General features: G+C 72.2%; 22 protein-coding genes and 5 tRNA genes. 13 read left to right on the top strand and 14 right to left on the bottom strand.

The genetic code is table 11. The features are described from left to right. Positions 1–109: 109 nt before the first annotated feature. Positions 110–183 (bottom strand) — tRNA-Leu (locus O2W20_RS18380). A 68-nt stretch (positions 184–251) separates the two neighbouring features. On the opposite strand from O2W20_RS18380, the gene O2W20_RS18375 reads away from it, so the two are divergent. Further along, positions 252–872, top strand: coding sequence for an ANTAR domain-containing response regulator (locus O2W20_RS18375; RefSeq protein ID WP_269171730.1), 621 nt, complete (start codon positions 252–254; stop codon positions 870–872). A gap of 222 nt (positions 873–1094) precedes the next feature. Continuing rightward, positions 1095–2423, top strand: a complete 1329-nt coding sequence (locus O2W20_RS18370) for an ABC transporter substrate-binding protein (RefSeq protein WP_269171731.1) — start codon at positions 1095–1097, stop codon at positions 2421–2423. Between the two features lie 117 nt (positions 2424–2540). On the opposite strand, the gene O2W20_RS18365 is transcribed toward O2W20_RS18370, so the two are convergent. The 6 genes from O2W20_RS18365 to O2W20_RS18340 all read right to left on the bottom strand — a co-directional run bounded on the left by O2W20_RS18365 (position 2541) and on the right by O2W20_RS18340 (position 7925). Next, the gene (locus O2W20_RS18365; protein ID WP_269171732.1) at positions 2541–2957 is read right to left on the bottom strand and encodes a DUF1772 domain-containing protein; all 417 of its coding nucleotides are present in this window, start codon (positions 2955–2957) and stop codon (positions 2541–2543) included. 79 nt (positions 2958–3036) lie between these two features. After that, the gene (locus O2W20_RS18360) at positions 3037–3924 is read right to left on the bottom strand and encodes an ABC transporter ATP-binding protein (protein WP_269171733.1); all 888 of its coding nucleotides are present in this window, start codon (positions 3922–3924) and stop codon (positions 3037–3039) included. Then, positions 3921–4964 (bottom strand): ABC transporter ATP-binding protein, encoded by a 1044-nt coding sequence (locus O2W20_RS18355; RefSeq protein ID WP_269171734.1) that lies wholly within the window; start codon positions 4962–4964, stop codon positions 3921–3923. The genes O2W20_RS18360 and O2W20_RS18355 overlap by 4 nt, the downstream gene beginning before the upstream one ends. Continuing rightward, positions 4954–5952: a branched-chain amino acid ABC transporter permease gene (locus O2W20_RS18350; RefSeq protein ID WP_269171735.1), complete on the bottom strand. Its 999-nt coding sequence runs from the start codon at positions 5950–5952 to the stop codon at positions 4954–4956. Before O2W20_RS18350 ends, O2W20_RS18355 begins: the two co-directional genes overlap by 11 nt. A 3-nt stretch (positions 5953–5955) precedes the next feature. Beyond that, complete coding sequence (locus O2W20_RS18345; RefSeq protein ID WP_269171736.1) at positions 5956–7209, bottom strand: branched-chain amino acid ABC transporter permease; 1254 nt, start codon at positions 7207–7209, stop codon at positions 5956–5958. A gap of 308 nt (positions 7210–7517) precedes the next feature. Beyond that, entirely contained in the window at positions 7518–7925 is a 408-nt protein-coding gene (locus tag O2W20_RS18340) for a PaaI family thioesterase (RefSeq protein ID WP_269171737.1), read from the bottom strand. A 90-nt stretch (positions 7926–8015) separates the two neighbouring features. On the opposite strand from O2W20_RS18340, the gene polA reads away from it, so the two are divergent. Continuing rightward, positions 8016–10766, top strand: coding sequence for a DNA polymerase I (gene polA, locus O2W20_RS18335; protein ID WP_269171738.1), 2751 nt, complete (start codon positions 8016–8018; stop codon positions 10764–10766). A 72-nt stretch (positions 10767–10838) separates the two neighbouring features. Here polA and O2W20_RS18330 read toward each other — a convergent pair whose 3' ends face one another. Continuing rightward, positions 10839–11405, bottom strand: coding sequence for a 2'-5' RNA ligase family protein (locus O2W20_RS18330; RefSeq protein ID WP_269171739.1), 567 nt, complete (start codon positions 11403–11405; stop codon positions 10839–10841). Positions 11406–11503: 98 nt separating this feature from the next. Continuing rightward, positions 11504–12364: a class I SAM-dependent methyltransferase gene (locus O2W20_RS18325; protein WP_269171740.1), complete on the bottom strand. Its 861-nt coding sequence runs from the start codon at positions 12362–12364 to the stop codon at positions 11504–11506. Between the two features lie 230 nt (positions 12365–12594). Between O2W20_RS18325 and rpsA the strand changes: the two genes are divergently transcribed. After that, positions 12595–14061, top strand: a complete 1467-nt coding sequence (rpsA, locus tag O2W20_RS18320; RefSeq protein WP_269171741.1) for a 30S ribosomal protein S1 — start codon at positions 12595–12597, stop codon at positions 14059–14061. A gap of 317 nt (positions 14062–14378) precedes the next feature. Here the strand turns inward: rpsA and O2W20_RS18315 are convergent, their stop codons facing one another. Further along, positions 14379–14636, bottom strand: a complete 258-nt coding sequence (locus tag O2W20_RS18315; protein WP_269171742.1) for a hypothetical protein — start codon at positions 14634–14636, stop codon at positions 14379–14381. Positions 14637–14788: 152 nt separating this feature from the next. Between O2W20_RS18315 and coaE the strand changes: the two genes are divergently transcribed. Together coaE and O2W20_RS18305 are read left to right on the top strand one after the other, a co-directional pair. After that, a complete protein-coding gene (gene coaE / locus O2W20_RS18310) occupies positions 14789–15385 on the top strand; it encodes a dephospho-CoA kinase (protein ID WP_269171743.1) in 597 nt (198 codons plus the stop codon). An 81-nt stretch (positions 15386–15466) separates the two neighbouring features. Then, positions 15467–15958 carry a VOC family protein gene (locus tag O2W20_RS18305; protein WP_269171744.1) on the top strand — a complete coding sequence of 164 codons (492 nt, stop codon included), beginning with the start codon at positions 15467–15469 and terminating at the stop codon, positions 15956–15958. A 94-nt stretch (positions 15959–16052) separates the two neighbouring features. Here O2W20_RS18305 and O2W20_RS18300 read toward each other — a convergent pair. The 4 genes from O2W20_RS18300 to O2W20_RS18285 form a co-directional block, all read right to left on the bottom strand. Continuing rightward, a tRNA-Val gene (locus O2W20_RS18300) sits at positions 16053–16127 on the bottom strand. Between the two features lie 53 nt (positions 16128–16180). Then, positions 16181–16251: transfer RNA gene (locus tag O2W20_RS18295), tRNA-Cys, on the bottom strand. 42 nt (positions 16252–16293) lie between these two features. After that, positions 16294–16365, bottom strand: a tRNA-Gly gene (locus tag O2W20_RS18290). 119 nt (positions 16366–16484) lie between these two features. Continuing rightward, positions 16485–17000 carry an SsgA family sporulation/cell division regulator gene (locus O2W20_RS18285; protein ID WP_269171745.1) on the bottom strand — a complete coding sequence of 172 codons (516 nt, stop codon included), beginning with the start codon at positions 16998–17000 and terminating at the stop codon, positions 16485–16487. A gap of 172 nt (positions 17001–17172) precedes the next feature. Here O2W20_RS18285 and O2W20_RS18280 point away from each other — a divergent pair, with 172 nt between their 5' ends. The 7 genes from O2W20_RS18280 (at position 17173) to O2W20_RS18250 (ending at position 21562) form a co-directional block, all read left to right on the top strand. Next, a complete protein-coding gene (locus tag O2W20_RS18280) occupies positions 17173–17799 on the top strand; it encodes a sigma-70 family RNA polymerase sigma factor (RefSeq protein WP_269171746.1) in 627 nt (208 codons plus the stop codon). Beyond that, positions 17796–18698, top strand: a complete 903-nt coding sequence (locus O2W20_RS18275) for an anti-sigma factor domain-containing protein (protein ID WP_269171747.1) — start codon at positions 17796–17798, stop codon at positions 18696–18698. The genes O2W20_RS18280 and O2W20_RS18275 overlap by 4 nt, the downstream gene beginning before the upstream one ends. A 14-nt stretch (positions 18699–18712) precedes the next feature. Further along, entirely contained in the window at positions 18713–19204 is a 492-nt protein-coding gene (locus O2W20_RS18270) for a TIGR02611 family protein (protein ID WP_269171748.1), read from the top strand. A 27-nt stretch (positions 19205–19231) separates the two neighbouring features. Further along, positions 19232–19303, top strand: a tRNA-Val gene (locus tag O2W20_RS18265). A gap of 111 nt (positions 19304–19414) precedes the next feature. Next, positions 19415–19822, top strand: a complete 408-nt coding sequence (locus O2W20_RS18260) for an HNH endonuclease (RefSeq protein ID WP_269171749.1) — start codon at positions 19415–19417, stop codon at positions 19820–19822. A gap of 10 nt (positions 19823–19832) precedes the next feature. Further along, positions 19833–20390 carry an MOSC N-terminal beta barrel domain-containing protein gene (locus tag O2W20_RS18255; RefSeq protein WP_269171750.1) on the top strand — a complete coding sequence of 186 codons (558 nt, stop codon included), beginning with the start codon at positions 19833–19835 and terminating at the stop codon, positions 20388–20390. Between the two features lie 47 nt (positions 20391–20437). Then, positions 20438–21562: a CapA family protein gene (locus O2W20_RS18250; protein WP_269171751.1), complete on the top strand. Its 1125-nt coding sequence runs from the start codon at positions 20438–20440 to the stop codon at positions 21560–21562. Positions 21563–21584: the final 22 nt, after the last annotated feature.

Raw genomic sequence — 21584 nt, 5'->3', positions numbered from 1 at the left:
CGCGGGTTGTGACTCGCTGCAGTTCGTGCTGGTCCTTCGGTGCCCCCGGTGCGACTCGAACGCACACTGCGCGGGTTGTGACTCGCTGCAGTTCGTGCTGGTCCTTCGGTGCCCCCGGTGCGACTCGAACGCACACTGCGCGGGTTTTGAATCCGCTCCCTCTGCCGATTGGGGTACGGGGGCCAGCTCAACTGGGTGAGCAGCAGGGTATCTGGCGGGGTCCGGCCGCCTGCGGCCGATAGGATCACCCGGTGACCAACGCACCGACCCGGGTCCTCATCGCTGAGGACGAGGCCCTCATCCGCCTGGACCTCAAGGAGATGCTGGAGGAGGAGGGCTACGTCGTCGTCGCCGAAGTCGGCGACGGCCAGGCTGCCGTGGAGCAGGCCCAGCTGCTGCGCCCGGATCTCGTCGTCCTCGACGTCCAGATGCCCGTCCTCGACGGCATCGCCGCGGCCGAGCAGATCGCCGCTGCGCGGATCGCGCCGGTGATCGTGCTGACGGCCTTCAGCCAGCGGGAGCTCGTCGAGCGCGCTCGGGACGCCGGTGCGATGGCCTACCTGGTCAAGCCGTTCTCCAAGAACGACCTGGTGCCCGCGATCGAGGTGGCGGTGGGCCGGTTCCAGGAGATGCACGCCCTGGACGCCGAGGTGAGCGACCTCAAGGAGCGGCTGGAGACCCGCAAGGTCGTCGAGCAGGCCAAGGGTCGGCTCATGTCCGAGCGCGGCATGACCGAGGCCGAGGCGTTCCGCTGGATCCAGCGGACGGCGATGAACGAGCGCACGTCGATGAAGGCCCTGGCTCAGGCGATCCTGGCCACCGACGCGCAGCCGACCGGGGAACCCAGCCCGACCGCTCCCGCCGACTCCTGAGCGCCTCGCCGGGGCAGAGTCCCCGGCGCGTTGCGCCGGTGTGTCGCACCCGTCGACGGTGTGGCGACTGCGCAACGTGCAGGTCACGACCTCATCACGGTACGGTCGAGGGCGGTCCGCCCTGCCCAGTCGACAGTTAGGTTCTCCGCACTGATCGGCTCCCCGACAGGCAATGGGGCCTGCCGGAGAGCGTGGAGCACACACCTCACTGGGAGTTCCTTGATGCGCACAGGCACGTTTGCCCGCGCGACCGCCCTCTCCGGTGCTGCCCTCCTCGCGCTGACCGCCTGTGGCGGCAGCGACGAGGACGGCGGTACCGCTGCTGAGGATGCGAGCGGCGAGAAGCAGGTCAACATCTACGGCACCGACGGCAACATGGGCAACGCCCTCGGCGAGGACTTCTCGGACGAGGGTGCGCTCGTCGGGATGAGCGGCACCACGCCGCTCACCGAGCTGTCCGGCGACTTCACCGAGCGGCTGCTCGCGATCGACCCGGACCTGCAGGACTACAACTACGCCGGTGAGACCTACGACGCGGTCATCCTGACCGCGCTGGCGGCCCAGGCCGCCGGCAGCAGCGACGCCACCGTGTTCGCGCCGTACCTCAACGGGCTGACCTTCGGTGGCGAGGCCTGCGACAGCTACAGCGCCTGCGTGGAGATCATCAACGCCGGCGGCAACGTCGACTACGACGGTGTCAGCGGGCCGCTGAGCTTCGCCGAGGCCGGCGAGCCGGCCCAGGCCAGCTTCGGCATCCTCCAGTTCGGTGAGGACAACGCGCTCGACGACGAGGCGACCGAGTTCGTCATCGCCGGCGACGAGGCCAACGCCGCCACCGACGAGGGCCCGGCCTACGCGCCGGCGGGCGCCACGGGCGACCCCCTGGTGATCGGCACCCTGCTGCCGCTGACCGGGAACCTGGCCTTCCTCGGCCCGCCCGAGGTCGCCGCCGCACAGCTGGCCGTCAACGAGGTCAACGAGGCCGGTGGCGTGCTCGGCCAGCCGGTGCAGCTCGTCGAGGGTGACTCCGGTGACGCCTCGACCGACACCGCGACCCAGACCGTCGACCGGCTGCTGCAGTCCAACGTCGACGCCATCGTCGGTGCCGCGTCGTCCGGCGTGAGCCTCACCGTCATCGACACCATCACCGGTGCCGGTGTCCTGCAGATCTCGCCGGCGAACACCTCCGACCAGTTCACCGAGTACAACGACAACGGGCTGTACTTCCGCACCGCGCCCCCGGACACGCTGCAGGCCCGCGCGCTGGCCGACCTGATCGCCGAGGACGGCAACAACACCGTCGGCATCCTGGCGATCAACGACCCGTACGGCACCGGTCTGGCCGAGAACACCCGCGACAACCTGATCGCCGGCGGTCTGTCCGAGGACAGCATCGAGTACGTGACCTACGACCCGCAGGCGGCGAACTTCGACTCAGAGGTCCAGCAGATGGTGGACTTCAACCCCGACGCCGTCGTGGTCATCGGTTTCGAGGAGTCCTCGCGGATCATCCAGGGCCTCAACGCCCAGGGCATCGGGCCCCAGCGCTGAGCTGAGGTACGAGGCGCTGTGATCGAGCAGCGCTGAGGCAGTCCCACCGTTCCAGGCTGCGGCCCGGCACCCTCGAGGTGCCGGGCCGCAGTGCTGTGCGGGGCACGGGGGAGTGCCTCAGTCGACCAGCAGCACGGCGAAGACGACGCCGGCGCTCGCCAGGCCCACCCGGACGGCGTCCACGCGGAGCAGCCGGCGGTGGACGGCGGCGTCCCAGCCGGCGTCCAGCCGGCGGTGCAGCGGCACGGCGCCCAGCGCAGTCACCAGCAGGACGAGGGCGGTCACCGTGGCCGCGCCGACGGCCAGGCCCCACGGCGTCCCGGCCGGCCGGTCGGCGAGCAGCCAGCCGCTGGTCACCGCCTGTGCGGCGAAGAGGGGCCCCACCACCCGGGCCACCCGGCGCTGGTGCGCACGCTCGTAGGCCGGGAAGGTAGCCGTGGGCACCTGGTCGAACTGGGGGTAGACGAGCACCCGCACGGTCCACTGGAAGCCGGCGTACGCGCTGACCGCGATCAGGTGGACGAGGAGGAGCACCGGGTGAGTCTGCCTCGCCCGGCAGCTCCGGGGACGACGACGGCCGGCCTCCCAGGGGAGACCGGCCGTCGTCGTGGTGTCACTGGGCCTTGGCGAGGGTCCCCAGGTAGAGCTCGATCACCTTCGGGTCGTTCATCAGCGACTTGCCGGTGTCGGTGTAGGCGTTGCGGCCCTGGTCGAGCACGTAGCCACGGTGGCAGATCTGCAGGCACCGCCGGGCGTTCTGCTCGACCATGATGATCGAGACGCCGGTGGCGTTGATCCGCCGGCAGCGGATGAACACCTCGTCCTGCAGCACCGGGGACAGGCCCGCGGAGGGCTCGTCCAGCAGCAGCACGGAGGGGTCCATCATGAGCGCCCGACCCATGGCCACCATCTGCCGTTCGCCACCGGAGAGGGCGCCGGCCTTGCCCTTGCGCCGGTCACCGAGGAGCGGGAACAGCTCGGCGACGTAGTCGAAGCGTTCCTTGAACGACTTCGGACGCAGGTAGACGCCCATCTGCATGTTCTCCTCGATGGTGAGCGAGGGGAACACGTTGTTGTTCTGCGGGACGTAGCCGACACCCAGGGACACCAGCCGGTGGGCCGGGGCCGAGGTGATGTCCTCCCCCCGGAGGGTCACCCCGCCGGACCGGACCGGGATCAGCCCGAACAGCGCCTTGAGCAGCGTGGACTTGCCGGCGCCGTTGGGGCCGATGATCCCCACCAGCTCGCCGTCGGCGAGGTAGAAGTCGCAGCCGTTGAGGATGTTGACCCCGGGCACGTAGCCCGCCACCAGGTCGTCGGCGCGCACCAACGCGCCCTCGGCGAGCCGCAGGTGCTCCTCCCGGGTGGCCGCCTTCTCCGCGGGCGACATGGCCGCCGCGGTGGCGGGTCCGGGCTCCTCGGCGACCGGCCGGTCCTGCTCGGACTCCGGGACCGAGAACCTGCGGTCCTCCGGCGGACCTGGTACGTCGGCGGTGCTCATCGTCCTGTCCTCCTCTTGCGGCCCCGGTCGGAGCTGATGACGTCCTCGCGCCGGGCACGTTCGGCCGCCTGGTCCTCGGCGAGGAAGCGGTCCTCCTCCTCCTCGGACAGCGGGGCGTCGTGGTGCGCGCCGAGGTAGGCGTCGACGACGGCCTTGTTCTGGCTGATGGAGTCCGGTGCGCCCTCGGCGATGACCTTGCCGGCGGCCATGACGACGACCCAGTCGCTGATGTCCCGGACGACGTCCATGTCGTGCTCGACGAAGATGACCGTCATGCCCTCCTCGCGGAGGTCCTTGACGTGGCCCAGCAGGCTCTGGGTCAGCGCCGGGTTCACCCCGGCCATCGGCTCGTCCAGCATGACCACCTGCGGCTCGCTCATGAGCGCGCGGGCCATCTCGAGCAGCTTGCGCTGGCCGCCGGACAGGCTGCCGGCGAAGTCGTCCTTCTTGGCGTCGAGCTTGAACCGCCGGAGGAGGTCCATCGCCCGCTCGGTGTTGGCCTTCTCCTGCGCCTTCCAGGTGCCGGGCACCAGGGCGCGGAGGAAGCTCTCCCCGCTCTGTCCCTGAGCGCCGAGCAGCATGTTCTGCAGGACGGTGAGCCGGGACAGCGCCTTCGTCAGCTGGAAGGTGCGGACGACGCCGAGCCGGGCGACCTGGTGCGGGCTCAGCTTGCCCAGGTCCCGGCCGTTGAACGACCAGGTGCCGGTGTTGGGCTGGTCGAACCCGGTGAGCAGGTTGAACAGCGTCGTCTTCCCGGCACCGTTGGGCCCGATCAACCCGGTGATCCCACCGCGCTGGATCTCCAGGTGGTCGACCGACACCGCGGTGAGGCCACCGAACGTGCGGGTGACGTGGTCGACGACGATCGCCGGGTCGGGCTTGGCGACGCCGACCTCCCAGGGGACGTCCCGGAGGGCCGCCTGAGCCACGCGGGTGGGTCGGGCGCGCGTGGCGCCGGCCGGAGCCGCGGCGCCGGCCGGGATCGTGGCCTCGTCGGACCGTGCGGCGTGCGCGCCGTGGGGAGCGGGGTCAGCGGGCATCGAGCATCACCTCTCGTCGGTCACCGAAGATGCCCTGGGGCCGGAACACCAACAACAGCATGAGCCCGATCCCGACCAGCACGTAGCGCAGCTGCGCGACGTCGGTCGAGGAGAGCAGCTCCGCGGGGATGACCCCGTTGGCGATCAGGGAGCGCAGCCCGGTGTCGGCGAACTGCAGGATGAACAGCAGCAGCATGGACCCGATGACGGGGCCGAGCACCCGCGCCGCACCACCGAGGATCAGCGCCGCGTACGCCAGGAAGGTGTTGGCGTTCTGGTACTGGTCGGGGATCGCCGAACCGGTGCCGACGGCGTAGACCATGCCGCCGAAGGCACCGAAGACCCCGCCCAGGACGAGGGCCTGCATCTTGTAGGCGTAGACGTTCTTGCCCAGCGAGCGGACGGCGTCCTCGTCCTCCCGGATGGCCTTCACCACCCGGCCCCACGGAGAGCGCATGAGCGCCCAGACGAGCAGCGAGCACAGCGCCACCAGGATCCACCCGATCGTGACGACCCAGAGCTCGCTGCCGCTCCAGGTGGTGCCGATCAGGTCGTACCGGCGACCGGTGTCCCAGGGGGCCAGCGCGATGAAGTCGCGGTTGAACGCCGACAGGCCCCGGGTGCCACCGGTGACCGGGGTGGCGGAGACGGATCGGAAGACCAGTCTCAGCCCCTCGGCCGTGGCGATGGTGACGATGGCGAGGTAGTCGGCGCGCAGGCGCAGCGTGGGGAGGCCGAGCAGCAGGGCGAGGACGACGGAGGCGAGCACCCCGACGATCACGCCGACCCAGAAGGGGAGCCCCCACAGGCTCACCGAGATGGCGATGCCGAAGCCGCCGAGCATGGCGAAGGCGATCTGGCCGAAGTTGAGCAGGCCCGTGTACCCGAAGTGCACGTTGATGCCGATGGCGAGCAGGGCGAAGAAGATCGCCTGGAACCCGAAGAACGCCTTGCCCGCGATCGCGAACGCGTTGAGGAGGTCGGCCATCGGTCAGCCGATCCTGGCTCGGCTGCCCAGGATGCCCTGGGGACGGACGACGAGGATGACGATCAAGAGGAGCAGCCCTCCGACGTACTTCATGTCATTCGGGATGACGAGGGTGGACATCTGCACGAAGACGCCGACGATGAGGCTGCCGAGCAGGGCGCCGTAGGCGGTCCCGAGCCCACCGAGGGTGACCCCGGCGAACATCAGCAGCAGCAGGCGGAAGCCCATGTCCCACTGGACCTGGTCGGAGAGGCCGAGGAGGACGCCGCCGAGCGCGGCGAGCGCGCCGCCGAGCACCCAGACGAAGAGGACCACCCGGTTGACGTCGATCCCGGAGGACGCCGCCAGGTCCCGGTTGTCCGACACCGCCCGCATCGCCTTGCCGATCTTGGTGCGCTGCAGCATGAGCGCCACCAGCACGAGCACGACGACCGCGATGACGATCGAGGCGATGTCCCGGTCCTGCAGGGTGAAGAGCCCGTAGCTCCGCGCCCGCTGCCCCTGGTAGTCGGCGTAGGGGTTGGAGAACCCGCCGTAGAAGATCTGGTAGCTGTAGCGCAGCGCCAGGGAGAGGCCGATCGAGACGACCAGCGCCGCGATGAGCCCGGTCCCGCGGCGCCGCAGCGGCCGCCAGATGGCCAGCTCGTTCAGGGCGCCCACGACACCGCCGACCACCATCGCCAGCAGGGCCGCCGGGATCAGCGGCACCCCGCCCTGCACGTTGATGTACCAGGCCGCGATGGCGCCGATGGTGACCAGCTCGCCGTGGGCGAAGTTGGTCAGCCCGGTGGTGCCGTAGATCAGCGACAGGCCGACCGCTGCCATCGCGATCAGGAGCCCGAAGCGCAGGCCGTCGACGAACAGCTGGACGGCGCGGACGGTGCCGCCCCCGTCGTTGCGGCTGCCGTCGTTCAGGCCGATGTTGACCGGCTGGGCGCGTCCGGCGTCCACGGTGACGGTCCGGCTGGGCTCGCCGTTGAGCTCGACGCCCTCCGGCAGGTCGTCGGGGTCGACGCTGACGACGTACTGGCCGGGGGCCGGCAGATCGACCTCCCACCGGCCGTCCTCGCCGGTCTGGACGGTGTCCACGGTCTCGCCGTCGGGGGTGGCCACCTCGACGGTGACCCCTTCGATGGGGCCGCTCAGGCTGGTCTGCAGGGTGCCGCGCACCTGCTCGCCGGCCTCGGCCGCGGAGGCGACGCCGGGCACCAGGGTGGCGAAGGCCATCCCGAAGGCGGCGATGAGCAGGGCCAGCACCAGTGGACGGTGGGCGCTGCGCCACCGGCGTGGGCTCCGCCGGTGTCCGGGTGGGTCCTCCCGGGTGGTGCTGCGTTCCCCGCACCTCGCGGCACGGTGGGGCGCGTGCGTCACTCGACCTCCCAGCCGTTGGATGTGAGCCGGGACAGTAACCCACCGCTGTTACGGGGATCGACCTGCTGGGACACACTGTGACCCTTCTGCGACACGCCGATGTGCTACTCACCGGTAGTCCGGGGACGACGTGTCGCCCGAGCGCACGGCCCCGCGCCCCCTGGACCGGTGGCGGGGCGGTCCCCGCTCCGGGTTCAGCGCGCGGGGCGGATCAGGCAGGTGAGCCGTGCGCTGGCGGTCGGCCGGCCGGCCTCGTCGTTCACCGCGATCAGGAAGGTCGCCAGGGTGCGGCCCCGCCGGACCGGTGTGCAGACCGCGGTGACCAGGCCGGAGGTGGCCGCCCGCAGGTAACTGGCGTTCAGCTCGATGCCGACCACCGTCCCGCCGGGCCCGGCGTGCAGCATCGCCGCCCACGACCCGATGCTCTCCGCGAGGGCGCAGGTGGCCCCGCCGTGCAGCAGGCCGAAGGGCTGTTCGTTGCCGGCGACCGGCATCGTCGCCACCAGCCGGTCGGGGGTGTAGTCGGTGATCTGGATCCCGAGCTTGTCGTCCAGCGGGCCCTGGGTGTCGGACGGCAGCCAGTCGGGACGCGCGGTGGTCATGCACGCACCGTAGTTGCGGCCCGGCTGCAGGGTCCCGCGCCGAGCTCGCGGGGCGTGGGGAGCAGCCGGGTCCTTCTAGGATCGCGGTCGATGTCCGCACCGGTGAGCACCTCAGCCAGCAACCCAGCGTCCGCCTCCGACCCGGCCTCCGGGGTCCGTCCGCGGCTGCTGCTGCTCGACGGCCACTCGCTGGCCTACCGGGCCTTCTTCGCCCTGCCGGTGGAGAACTTCTCGACCACCACCGGGCAGCCGACCAACGCCGTCTACGGCTTCACGTCGATGCTGATCAACGTGCTGCGCGACGAGCAGCCCAGCCACCTCGCGGTGGCCTTCGACGTCAGCCGCAAGACCTTCCGCAGCGAGATCTACGCCGACTACAAGGCCAACCGCGCCGAGAGCCCGACCGACTTCCGCGGCCAGGTGAGCCTGGTGCAGGAGGTGCTGGGTGCGCTGCACGTCCCGGTGATCACCGCGGAGAACTACGAGGCCGACGACGTCATCGCCACCCTCACCGTGCAGGCGGTCGAGCAGGGCATGGACGTGCTGATCTGCACCGGCGACCGGGACGCGCTGCAGTTGGTCAACGAGCACGTGACGGTGCTGTACCCGCGCAAGGGCGTCTCCGACCTCACCCGGTTCACCCCGGAGGAGGTGGAGGCCAAGTACGGCCTCACCCCCACCCAGTACCCCGACTTCGCCGCACTGCGCGGCGACCCGAGCGACAACCTCCCCAACATCCCGAGCGTGGGGGAGAAGACCGCCGCCAAGTGGGTGCGCGAGTACGGGTCGCTGGACGCGCTGGTCGACCAGGTCGACACGGTGAAGGGCAAGGTCGGGGAGAAGCTGCGGGAGCACCTCTCCTCGGTGCTGCAGAACCGCCGGCTCACCGAGCTGGACCGCGCCGTCCCGCTGGAGGTCGGGCCGCAGGACCTGGCCGTCCAGCCCTGGGACCGCAACGAGGTGCACACCCTCTTCGACAACCTGCAGTTCCGGGTGCTGCGCGACCGGCTCTTCGCCACGCTCGCCACCCCGGAGCCGGAGGTCGACGGCGGCTTCGAGGTGACCGCCGACCGGTTGGCCCCGGGTGAGCTGGCCGGGTGGCTCACCGCGCACGCGCGCACCGGGCACACCGGGGTCGTCTTCCGGGGCACCTGGGGCCGCGGTGTCGGGGAGCTCACCGGGATCGCGCTGGCCGCCGCCGACGACCACGCCACCTTCGTCGACCTGGGCCCCGACCTCGACACCGCCGACGAGCAGGCACTGGCCGGCTGGCTGGCCGACCCGGCGACCCCCAAGGTCGTGCACGAGGTCAAGGGCCCGCTGCTGGCGATCTGGAGCCGCGGCTGGGACCTGCAGGGCATGGTCAGCGACACCGCCCTCGCGGCCTACCTGGTCAACCCCGGGCAGCGGTCGTTCGACCTCGGCGACCTGGCGGTGCGCTACCTGCGTCGCGAGCTCAAGGACGCCGCGGAGCCGGAGGGTCAGCTGACCCTCGACGGGCTCGGGCCCTCGGTGGAGGACGTCGCCGCGGCCGCCGCGCACGCCGACGTCCTCAAGGCGGTGGCGGTCAACGACCTGTCCGACGCGCTGGAGCAGGTGCTCGGGCAGAAGGGCGGCGACCAGCTGCTCGGGGACATCGAGTTGCCGCTGACCCGGGTGCTCGCGGCCATGGAGCACCGGGGCATCGCCGCGGACCTGGACTCCCTGCGCGAACTGCAGCGTGAGTTCGCCGCCGCAGTGACCGAGGCGGCGGACGAGGCCTACGCGGTCATCGGCAAGGAGATCAACCTCGGCTCGCCCAAGCAGCTGCAGGCGGTCCTCTTCGACGAGCTCGGCCTGCCCAAGACGAAGAAGAACAAGACCGGCTACACCACCGACGCCGAGGCCCTGACCTCGCTGCTGGCCTCCACCGGGCACCCGTTCCTGGAGCACCTGCTGCGGCACCGGGACGTCACCCGGCTGCGCACCGTCATCGACGGGCTGATCCCGATGGTCGACGAGGTGGGTCGGGTGCACACGACCTACCAACAGACGATCGCGGCGACCGGTCGGCTGTCCTCGACCGACCCGAACCTGCAGAACATCCCGATCCGCAGTGCCGAGGGGCGCCGGATCCGGCAGGCCTTCGTCGTCGGCGCCGGCTACGAGTCGCTGATGACCGCCGACTACAGCCAGATCGAGATGCGGATCATGGCCCACCTGTCCGAGGACGCCGGCCTGATCGAGGCGTTCACCTCGGGGGAGGACCTGCACTCCTTCGTCGCGTCGCGGGCGTTCGACATCCCGATCGAGCAGGTCGACCCGGAGATGCGCCGGCGGATCAAGGCGATGAGCTACGGCCTGGCCTACGGGTTGAGCGCCTACGGGCTGTCCCAGCAGCTTCGGATCACCCCGGAGGAGGCGCGCGGTCAGATGCACGCCTACTTCGAGCGGTTCGGCGGCATCCGGGACTACCTGGACGGGGTGGTCGACGACGCCCGGCAGACCGGCTACACCGAGACGACGTTGGGCCGCCGCCGCTACCTGCCCGACCTGACCAGTGACAACCGGCAGCGCCGGGAGATGGCCGAGCGGATGGCGCTGAACGCCCCGATCCAGGGGTCGGCCGCCGACGTCATCAAGGTGGCGATGCTGAACGTGGAGCGGGCGATCGCGGCCGAGGGGCTGAGCTCACGGATGCTGCTGCAGGTCCACGACGAGCTGGTGCTCGAGGTGGCGCCGGGTGAGCGGGAGACCCTGGAGGCGCTGGTGCGGCGGGAGATGGGCGGGGCGGCCCAGCTGTCGGTGCCGCTGGAGGTCTCGGTCGGCTTCGGCACCAGCTGGGACGACGCGGCCCACTGACGAAGGACCCCGATGCCCCCACGCCTCGCAGGCTCGGCGCGGGCCACTGCATCGTGGCCACGGGCGGGGCGCTCAGCTGGTGGGGCGGCCCAGGGGGAACGTGGCGACCTGGTGCCAGGAGCCCGGCTCCCGGGTGCCGGCGTAGAACGCGGCGGTGTCGATGCGGGTCCGCAGCGGCATCGCCTCGCACAGCACCTTCTGGGCCTGCTCGAGGCCGGCCAGGTCGCCCTGGCGACGTTGCCCGATGCTCAGGTGCGGCACCGGTTCGCCGTGCGCGCCCAGGAACGGCTGGTGGTCGGGGTAGGCCTCGGCCACCCGCCGGGTCATCCGGCGGAACGGCTCCTCGGGGTCGGGGACCAGGTAGAGCATCTCCTCGCCGAACCACGCGGTCCCGGTGAACGTGCAGTCGAAGGCGGGCTCTGTCGCGAGGAGCTCGGCCAGACCGGCCAGCAGGGCGTCGTCCACCTGGCGTGGTGTGACGAAGGGGTAGATGACCGCCAGGTGGGCCGGGACCCCCCAGGACGCGGAGACGTCGAACTGCTGGCGGTGTGGGTCGACCAGCGGGTCGGCGTCCGGGACCAACAGCACCACGGCGCTCTCGGTCGCATCGCCCAGGACGGACTGTGCACTCTGGTCCACCGCGCGGCTCCCTCGCTCCGGTCCGGCGTCACCGGGCGGAGCCGGTGTCGCTGGACAGCCTCGCAGGTCCGCGCCCCGATCGGCAGGTCGACGGCGGCTCAGCCGGGCAGGTCGCATACCAGGATCAGCGTCCCGGGCATCAGCGCACCGCGCTCCGGGGACCACTGCCCCCAGGTCTCGGTCCGCCCGGGCGTCCACTCGGGTTCGAGGAGGTCGCGCAGGACGAACCCGGCGCCGACGACGGCTCGCACCCAGTCACCGATCGTGCGGTGGTGCTCGACGTAGACCGTCGTCCCGGCCTCGTCGGTCTCCACGTACGGCGCGCGGTCGAAGTAGGAGGAGACGACGCGCAGGTCCGCCGGGTCGGGGGAGTCGGGCATCGGCCACCGCATCGGGTGGTTCACCGAGGCGACCAACCGGCCACCCGGCCGCAGCACCCGGGCGACCTCGGCGAGCACGGCCCGCGCGTCGGCGACGAACGGCAGGCCGCCGAAGGCCGAGCAGGCCAGGTCCACGCTGGCGTCCGCCAGGGGCAGCGCCCCCGCGTCGGCCTGCAGCAGCGGAACGTCGATGCCGGTGGACCGGTTCAGCTCCGCCGCGCGGGCGAGCATGCCCCCGGACACGTCGAAGGCCACCGGGGACGCACCGGCGGTCCGCAGCCAGCGGGCGCAGGGCGCGGACCCGCAGCCGATCTCCAGCACCCGGCGCCCGGCGACCTCGCCCAGCAGGTGCGCGTCGGCCTCCCGCAGCCCCTCGGGGCACCAGAGGAAGTCGGCGTCGCCCAGGTCGCTGCCGTGCTCGGCGAGGTAGGCCGGTGCGGCGGCGTCCCACCAGCCCCGGTTGGCCCGGGCGGACTCGGCCGGGCCGGCCGCGCGGCGGGTCACCCCACCGGCCGCCGGGTAGCCGTCCTCGGCCAACGGCAGCGGGGCGACGGAGGGGCGCGCGGGGGTGCTGTCCATGACGCGCCGATGGTGACACGCCGTCGGGTGGGCGACCGTCCCGGCCGGGCCACACCCCTGGTGGACCGCCCCTCGCCGGGTCCGTACGATGGGGATCACGCCAGAGGTCTGTGGCGTCGACCTCCCTGTGCGGGGGTCGGCATCGCCGTCTCCCGTGAACCTCCCCGCGGTCGTCCTCGGCCGCGGGTGATCCTGTCCCTACGCATCCCCCGTCCGGAGCACTCGACCACATGACCTCCACTCAGGTCCGTCCCGACAGCACCCCCCAGATCGCGGTGAACGACATCGGCACCGCCGAGGACTTCCTCGCCGCGATCGACCAGACGATCAAGTACTTCAACGACGGCGACATCGTCGAAGGCATCATCGTCAAGGTCGACCGGGACGAGGTGCTGCTGGACATCGGCTACAAGACCGAGGGCGTCATCCCCTCGCGTGAGCTGTCCATCAAGCACGACGTCGACCCGACCGAGGTCGTCAAGGTCGGCGACGAGGTGGAAGCCCTCGTCCTCCAGAAGGAGGACAAGGAAGGCCGGCTCATCCTGTCCAAGAAGCGGGCTCAGTACGAGCGCGCCTGGGGCACGATCGAGGCCAAGAAGGAAGCTGACGAGGTCGTCACCGGCACCGTCATCGAGGTCGTCAAGGGCGGCCTCATCCTCGACATCGGCCTGCGCGGGTTCCTCCCCGCCTCGCTGGTCGAGATGCGTCGCGTCCGCGACCTGCAGCCCTACGTGGGCCGCGAGCTCGAGGCGAAGATCATCGAGCTCGACAAGAACCGCAACAACGTCGTGCTCTCCCGTCGTCAGTGGCTGGAGCAGACCCAGTCCGAGGTCCGCAGCGAGTTCCTCAACAAGCTCGCCAAGGGCCAGGTCCGCACGGGCGTCGTCTCCTCGATCGTCAACTTCGGTGCCTTCGTGGACCTGGGTGGCGTCGATGGTCTGGTGCACGTCTCCGAGCTGTCCTGGAAGCACATCGACCACCCGTCCGAGGTCGTCGAGGTCGGCCAGGAGGTCACCGTCGAGGTCCTCGACGTCGACCTGGACCGTGAGCGGGTCTCGCTGTCGCTGAAGGCGACCCAGGAAGACCCGTGGCGTCAGTTCGCCCGCACGCACCAGATCGGTCAGGTCGTGCCGGGCAAGGTCACCAAGCTGGTCCCCTTCGGTGCGTTCGTGCGCGTCGACGAGGGCATCGAGGGCCTGGTGCACATCTCCGAGCTGGCCGAGCGCCACGTGGAGATCCCGGAGCAGGTCGTGCAGGTCGGCGACGAGATCCTGGTCAAGGTCATCGACATCGACCTGGACCGTCGTCGCATCTCGCTGTCCCTCAAGCAGGCCAACGAGGGCGTCGTCGGCGACGAGGAGCAGTTCGACCCGGCCGCCTACGGCATGGCCGCGCAGTACGACGAGCAGGGCAACTACGTCTACCCCGAGGGCTTCGACGCCTCCACCGGCGAGTGGCTCGAGGGCTACGACGAGGCCCGCGAGACGTGGGAGCGGCAGTACGCCGAGGCGCAGGCCCGGTTCGAGGCGCACCGCAAGCAGATCGCGGCGGCCAAGGAGGCCGACGCCGAGGCTGCGGCCGGCGGCAGCTACTCCAGCGAGCCGGTCGACACGCCGGACGCCCCCTCGACCGGTGGCACCCTCGCCTCCGACGAGGCACTGGCGGCCCTGCGGGCCAAGCTCGCCGGCGGCGAGTGACCCCGCAGCTCGGCTGAGCAGCACCTGACCGTGCGCCGTCCACCTCCGGGTGGGCGGCGCACGGTCGTCTGTGCAGGAGGGTGGGCCGACCTGCCGGTCGGTCACCCGCAGCGCGACGACCCCGTCGACCGTGGAGGTCGACGGGGTCGTGGCTGTTCGTGGCTCAGCACTGAGCCCTGAGCCGTCGGACGGTGGCGCGGCCCTGGCTCGTGCGCCCGCCGTCGGCGGGCGGGCTGCGGGGGCGGCTCAGCCGTGGATCGCGCGCGCCCGCAGCGGCCTGCCGCGCGTTCGCGGACGATGCGGCCCGGCGCCCTGCGTCAGAGGCTGAGGATGATGGCGAACGCGGTCCGCGGACGGCCGCCGGCGTTGGCCAGGAAGTCCCAGGTGTGCCTGCCGGAGCGGACGCTGGGGATCAGGGCGCGGAAGAACGCGGCTCCCCGGCGGCTCTGCGGCAGGCGCTCGCGCACGCCCGGCAGGTCCGAGCAGCGCACCCCGGCGGGGTTGTCGAGCCGGTGCCGACCACGGCGGGGAGTGCCAGCGGCCGACAGTGCGCCATCGAGCGTGGAACGGGACATGGTCGGTTCTGCCTCTCTCCTGTGGCGGGGGAAGTCCACCGGGACGAAAGGTAGGTCCTGTGACTGGTGTGACTGGTGCGACGCGCCGAGGGTGGCGTCGCCGTGACCTCCCCGAGACCTGCGGGTGGGGTGCGCCCTCCTAAGGTCGGCCCGTGCTGAAGATCGGGTTGACCGGGGGCATCGGTTCGGGGAAGAGCACCGTGGCGGCCCTGCTGGCCGAACGCGGTGCGGTCGTCGTGGACGCCGACCGACTGGCTCGGGAGGTCGTGGCGCCCGGCACGCCGGGGCTGGCGGCGATCGCCGAGGAGTTCGGGTCCGACGTGCTCGCCGAGGACGGTGCGCTGGACCGCGCGGCCCTCGCCGCGGTCGTCTTCGCCGATCCCGCCGCCCGGGCCCGGCTGGATGCGATCGTCCACCCCCGGGTCCGCGCCCGCGCCGCTGAGCTGGCCGCTGCCGCACCATCGGGGTCGGTCGTGGTGCAGGACGTGCCCCTGCTCGTGGAGACCGGCCAGGCGGGCTCCTTCGACCTCGTGCTCGTCGTGGAGACCGATCCGGAGACGCGGGTGGCCCGGCTGCTGGACCGGGGGCTGTCCGCCGCCGACGCGCGGGCCCGGATCGCCAGCCAGGCCACCGACGAGCAGCGCCGTGCGGTCGCCGACGTCGTGCTGCACAACGACGGTGGGCGAGCGGCGCTGGCGGAGCAGGTGCAGCGGTTCTGGACCGAGCGGGTGGAGCCGGCCACGCGCTGACCGCGGCGATGAGTTCCGCCGGCCGGTGCAGTCCTCACTTCAGACCCCGGTGCGGGGTGCCGGTCGAGGAGCGGAGCTGAGATGGCCCAGCAGAAGATCGTCCCGAACCTGTGGTTCGACACCCAGGCCGAGGAGGCGGCGCAGTACTACATCGACGTGTTCGGGGCGGGGCGGGTGATCGACGTCACCCGGTACCCGGAGGGGGCGCCCGGCCCGACCGGGTCGGTGATGACGGTGGAGTTCGAGCTCGCCGGCCAGCGGTTCGTCGGGATCAACGGTGGCCCGCAGTTGCCCTTCACCGAGGCCGTCTCCTTCCAGATCGACTGCGCCGACCAGGCCGAGGTCGACCGGTACTGGGACCGGCTCGTCGGCGACGGGGGAGAGGAGAGCCAGTGCGGGTGGCTGAAGGACCGGTACGGACTGTCCTGGCAGGTGGTCCCGGCCGGCATGGCCGAGATCTTCGCCGACCCGGACCCGGCGCGGGCGCAGCGTGCCGTGCAGGCGATGCTCGGCATGCGCAAGCTGGACGTGGCGGCGCTCCGCGCGGCCGCGGACGGTGTGCCGGTCGGCTGAGTGGGGATCGTCACAGTCGTACCGGAGCGCCCACAGAGCTGTTGCCCGAGACGACAGCAGGCCCCAGGTCCGTGGACCTGGGGCCTGCTGGAGCTGGTGGGCGATACTGGGATCGAACCAGTGACCTCTTCCGTGTCAGGGAAGCGCGCTACCGCTGCGCCAATCGCCCGTACCGGTCTGCCGACCGGCCTGCCTCCACACCCGTGCTCCGTGGAGGAGACGAGGTGGAGACGGGATTTGAACCCGTGTAGACGGCTTTGCAGGCCGTTGCCTCGCCTCTCGGCCACTCCACCGCACACCGGGCGCCGGTCCAGAGACCAACGCCCGGGGTTCCGAGCGGACGACGGGATTCGAACCCGCGACCCTCACCTTGGCAAGGTGATGCTCTACCACTGAGCCACGTCCGCGTTACGGATCAAGTCCGCGTTACGGGGAGAACTCTAACCGACCCGATTCGGGCCTCCAAACCGGGGGGGTCCGGGGGGTGTCGGAACGGGGGTCTTCGCTGGTCAGCGGCGCGTGGAGGTCAGTGCGACGTGGGGTTGTCGGTGCCGCCGCGCAGCAGCGCGGTGAGCTCCTCGTCGACCTGCAGGAGCTCGCTCTCCGCGCCGACCGGCACCAGGGCGTCGGTCTCGCGCAGGAACTGGCCGACCGCGGCGCCGGACACCTCGAACAGCGCCTCGCCCGAGGGGGCACGCAGCTGCAGGAAGAGCACGTCCAGCCCGTTGCGGGCCGGCCACAGCCGGACGTCCCCCTCGCCGACCGGTCCGATCAGGCCGGCCCGCAGCAGGTCGCGGCTGAGCAGCCACTCGACGCTGCCCTCGTCGTCCGGGTCCGTGTCGTCGAGGTCGGGTGCCTGCGTGGCCGCCTCGTCGTCGTGGACGTCGACCTCCGCCGCGCTGTCGTCGCCGAAGCGGACGCGCACCGCGAACGGGTCGGTGGAGTCGTAGACCAGGGCGGCCGGGACGGCCGTCCAGGACTGGGGGCCGATGAGGTGGAACGTCGTCCGAGCGGTGCAGCCGGACATCGAGTGGCGGGGCATGCCTCCTTAACGACCCAGAACGGCCCTTGGTCACGCATGGTCTCGGCGTGTCGCGTCACACCGGTCACATGCGCCCCAGGAGTCGACACCCGACACGGCCTGACGCCGTCGCCGAGCCCGGCACGAGGTGGTGAACCGATCAGCGCCGACGTGCCGAACGCCGCGTGTGACCATGGGCCTCGTGAGCCGACCAGTGCGCAGTCCCGAGGACGGCGCAGCCGACCTCGAACTGGTCCGCCGGATGGCGGCCGGTGACCGCACGGCGGTCGACGACCTGTACCTGCGCTTCCGGCGCCCGGCCTTCGCCCTGGCCCGCCGGGTGCTGGCCGACGAGGTGCTGGCCGAGGACGTGCTCCAGGACGTCTTCCTGGGCATCTGGCGCAACCCCGGGGCCTTCGACGGCAGCCGGGGCAGCGTCGCCTCCTGGGTGCTGACCATGGTCCACCACAAGGCGGTGGACGCCGTCCGGCGTGAGGAGTCGCACCGCCGCCGCACGGCACGGGCGGAGGAGGACATGGCGCTCGCGGCACCGACCGAGACACACGACGTCGAGGACGAGGCCTGGGAGCGGGTGGAGGCCGGTCGCGTGCGGACGGCGCTGCGCTCCCTGCCTGATCCGCAACGGGAGGCGCTGACCTTGGCCTACTACGGCGGGTACACCCAGCGGGAGGTGGCCGCCCTGACCGGCACCCCGCTGGGGACGGTCAAGACCCGGATGCTGGCCGGCATGCGCCGGCTCAAGGAGACGCTCGGCACGGGGTTGCCCGGGGTCACGCCGGCCGACGGGGGCCCCCGATGACCGCACCGGCGAGCGGCCAGGACGACGAGCACCGCCGCTGGGAGGAGCTCGCCGTCGGCTGGGCGCTGCACGCCCTCGAGCCCGAGGACGAGGACCTCTTCGCCGCCCACCTCGCCGACTGTGACCGCTGCGCGGACACGGTCGCCGAGACCGCCGAGGTGATGACGGCGATGTCCAGCGACCTGCCCCAGGCGGAGCCGTCGGACGCGCTCCGCGACCGGCTGCGCGCAGCGGTCGAGGAGACCGAGCAGCTGCCGCAGAACACCCTCCCCGAGCGTCGGCGTGAGCAGTCCCCGGCTGCGCCGACCCGTCCCGCCGCCCGGTCGGCCCCCCCGCGCGCCGGCACGGGCAGCACCTCCGCACGGGACCTGCAGCTGCCCCTGCCTGCCCGGTTCGCCGACCCCCGCCCGGCCTGGAAGCGGGTGCTGCCGACCGCTCTGGTCGCCGCCGGGGTGGCCGCGGTGCTGGCGCTGGGCGCCTGGAACGTCGCGCTCACCAGCGCCCGCGACGAGGCCGTGGCCGCAGCGGCCGAGCAGGCCCAGGTGCTGGACGCGCTCCTGGAGCCGGGGCAGGCCACCATCGCCCCGCTCGTCGGGGACGAGGACGGGGCGGACCTCGCCACCGTCGTCGCGCGGGACGGTCAGCTGCAGGTGCTGGCCGACGGTCTGCCGGTCAACGACCCCAGCGAGAGCACTTACGTCGTCTGGGGGTTGCCCGATGGTCCCGCGGTGGCCATCGGCACGTTCGACGTGGTCACTTCTGAGATGGACCTGCGAACCGTAGGCTCAGCGGCGACCGGACTCGACGAGTACCCCTCCTACGCCGTCAGCATCGAGCCCGGTCGACAGGCTCCGTCGGAACCGACGGACATCGTCGCGACCGGGCAGGTGACCAGCTGAGCGGACAGGACACGATGGCAGCGCCGGGTGAGCACGTGCCGGGCCCGGCGGACCCGGACGTGCCCGAGACCGCCGACCAGCGCCGCGCCCGCTACGACGCCGACGAGGTGCACAGCCTGCGTGAGCGGGTCGCCGAGGCGGGGTGGCGCCGGTGGATCGCCGCCCGCCGCAGCATGGACACGCCGTACCGGGGCGCGGTCGGGCTGGTGGGTGGCCTGGTCGTGACCTTCGGCATCGTCACCATCCCGCTGCCGGGGCCCGGCTGGCTCACCGTGATCGCCGGGCTCTTCCTGCTCGCCACCGAGTTCACCTGGGCGGAGCGGGTGCTGGAGTTCACCCGGCTGCACGTCGCCCGGTGGTCGGCCTGGCTGAACCGCCAGCAGCTGTTCGTCCGGCTGTCCATCGCCGCCGTGACCGCGGCGTTCGTGTTCGGCGTGCTGATCGTGACGCTGCACATGACGGGCGTCCCGGACTGGGTGCCGGGGTGGGTGCCACTCTGGCGTTGAGCATCTGGCAAGATGTTCGACGCACCCGGGCGATTGGCTCAGCGGTAGAGCGCTTCGTTCACACCGAAGAGGTCACTGGTTCGATCCCAGTATCGCCCACCGGATGCAAGGGCCAGGTCAACCCGGAGACGGGGGAGCCTGGCCCTTCGTCGTCCCGGGGCGCCCCTGTCGACCGGCGCACCCGTCCGGAACCGGCGCACCATGGACGCGATGGCACTGGACCGGGCCGCCCGCCTGCGGGTCGCCGTGCAGCGCGACGGGCCCACCTGCGTGTGGTGCGGCCGGACGTTCGGCGGGCAGGTGGTCCCGACCACCGAGCACGTGGTGCCACGGGTCAAGGGCGGGCCGTCCTGGCTGGAGAACGAGGTGGCCGCCTGCCGCCGCTGCAACTCCGAGCGCGGGCACACCGCGCCGGTCCCGTGGCTGGAGGAGTGCGAGCGCCGCGGCTGGCACCCCGACGAGCTCCGGCTGACCCGGGTGCTCACCGCCCTGGACGAGGCCATCGCCGAGCGCGGGGGGCAGCGCCGGGCCCGTCCGCACGTGGAGGCGCAGCTGCGGCGACTGCGACGCCGGGGGAGCCCGTCGGCCGGGCAGGCCGCCCGATCGCGCCCCGCGTAGCGTCGGGGAGGTGAGCGCTGCGGTGGGCAAGGTCGGTCAGATCTCGGTGTACCCGGTGAAGTCCCTGGCCGGGCGGGTGGTCCCGGCCGTGGAGGTCGAGGACGCCGGCCTGCACGGTGACCGGGCGTGGTCGGTCGTGGAGGTCGACACCGGCGAGCGGGTCACCGTGAAGACCACCCCCCGGTTGCGCGAGGTCGTACCCACCGGCGACACCGAGGCCGACACCCTCACCCTCACCGAGGTGCTGGGGCGACCGGTCCGGCTGGCTGCCGCTGCGGGGGGCCCGCAGGTCGACGCCGCCGCCGTCCACCTGGTGTCCCGCGGGGCCGTCGAGCGGGCCGCGGAGGGCGACGTGCCCGAGGGCTGCTCCGCCGACGACCCGCGCGCGAACCTGCTGCTGCATCTTCCCGACGGGCAGGACGAGCGGTCCTGGGTCGGCCGGCGGCTGCGGATCGGCACCGCGGAGCTCGACGTGGTCCGCACCCCCAAGCACTGCCTCGGCGTGTACGCCGAGGTCCGCACCCCGGGCCTGGTCGCCGAGGGTGACGAGGTCCAGCTGCTCGACTGACGTGAGCGCACCGGTCCTCGAGCTCCGCGGTCGTTAACCTCCAGACCGTGACCCGGAGAGCTGCGGTGGCCGTGTGCGTGGCGCTGCTGGCCGGCTGTGGCGCCGACGCGGAGTCCCCGGTCGCGCAGGCGCCGGCTCCGTCGTCGGCGGCCCCGTCGGCCGCGTCGTCGTCCACGCCCCCACCGGCGCCGGACTCGTTCACCCTCGTCGCCACCGGGGACGTGCTCGTCCACCAGGGCCGCGCGCTGACCGCCGGCGCCCTGCAGCCCGACGGCAGCTGGGACTTCTCGGCCGTCTTCGCCGGGGTGGCGCCGGTGTTGCAGGCCGCTGACCTGGCGATCTGCCACCTGGAGACGCCGGTCGCCCCGGTCGGCGGGCCGTACTCGGGCTACCCGTCCTTCGCCGCCCAGCCGGAGATCGTGGACGCCCTGGCCGACGCCGGGTACGACCTGTGCTCGACCGCCTCCAACCACTCCGTGGACGACGGCTTCGACGGGCTGGTGCGCACGCTGGACGCCCTGGACGCCGCGGGGATCGCGCACACCGGCACCCACCGCACCGCGGACGAGCCGCCGACGGTGGTGGACGTCGGGGGAGTGCGGGTCGGGCACGTGGCGACGACGTTCTCGCTCAACGGGGTCCCGCTGCCGGCCGACGCGCCCTGGGCGGTGGACACCTTCGCTGCGCCCGACGTCAGCGGGGTGCTGGCCGATGCGGCCGCGGCCCGGGCGGCCGGCGCGGAGGTGGTGGTGGCCAGCGTGCACTGCTGCGCCGAGTACGACCACGCACCGACCGCGGCCCAGGAGGAGGCGGTGCGCACGCTGCTCGCCTCAGCCGACGTCGACCTGGTGCTCGGGCACCACGCGCACGTCGTCCAGCCGTTCGAGCAGATCGGCGGCGAGTGGGTGGCCTACGGGCTGGGGAACCACCTGGCCGAGCACGCCACCCGGGGGTACGACACCGAGGACTCGGTGATCGCCCGGTTCACCTTCACCCGGGGCCAGTCCGGCCGGTTCACCGTGTCGCAGGCCGAGGCGGTGCCGGTGCGGATCGACGTGGGCGCGGAGGAGGTCCGGCTGGTGCCCGCCGACCCGGAGAGCGCAGCGCGGATCGGTGCAGTGCTCGACTCGCGGGGCGCGGTCGCCGCCGGGCTGTCGATCGTCCCCGGCTGACCGGGACCGTCGTCCCGGCGCA

It is taken from the genome of Modestobacter sp. VKM Ac-2982 (assembly GCF_026967935.1).
Taxonomy (GTDB): Bacteria; Actinomycetota; Actinomycetes; order Mycobacteriales; family Geodermatophilaceae; genus Modestobacter.
This window is presented reverse-complemented; position numbering and strand designations above follow the sequence as displayed.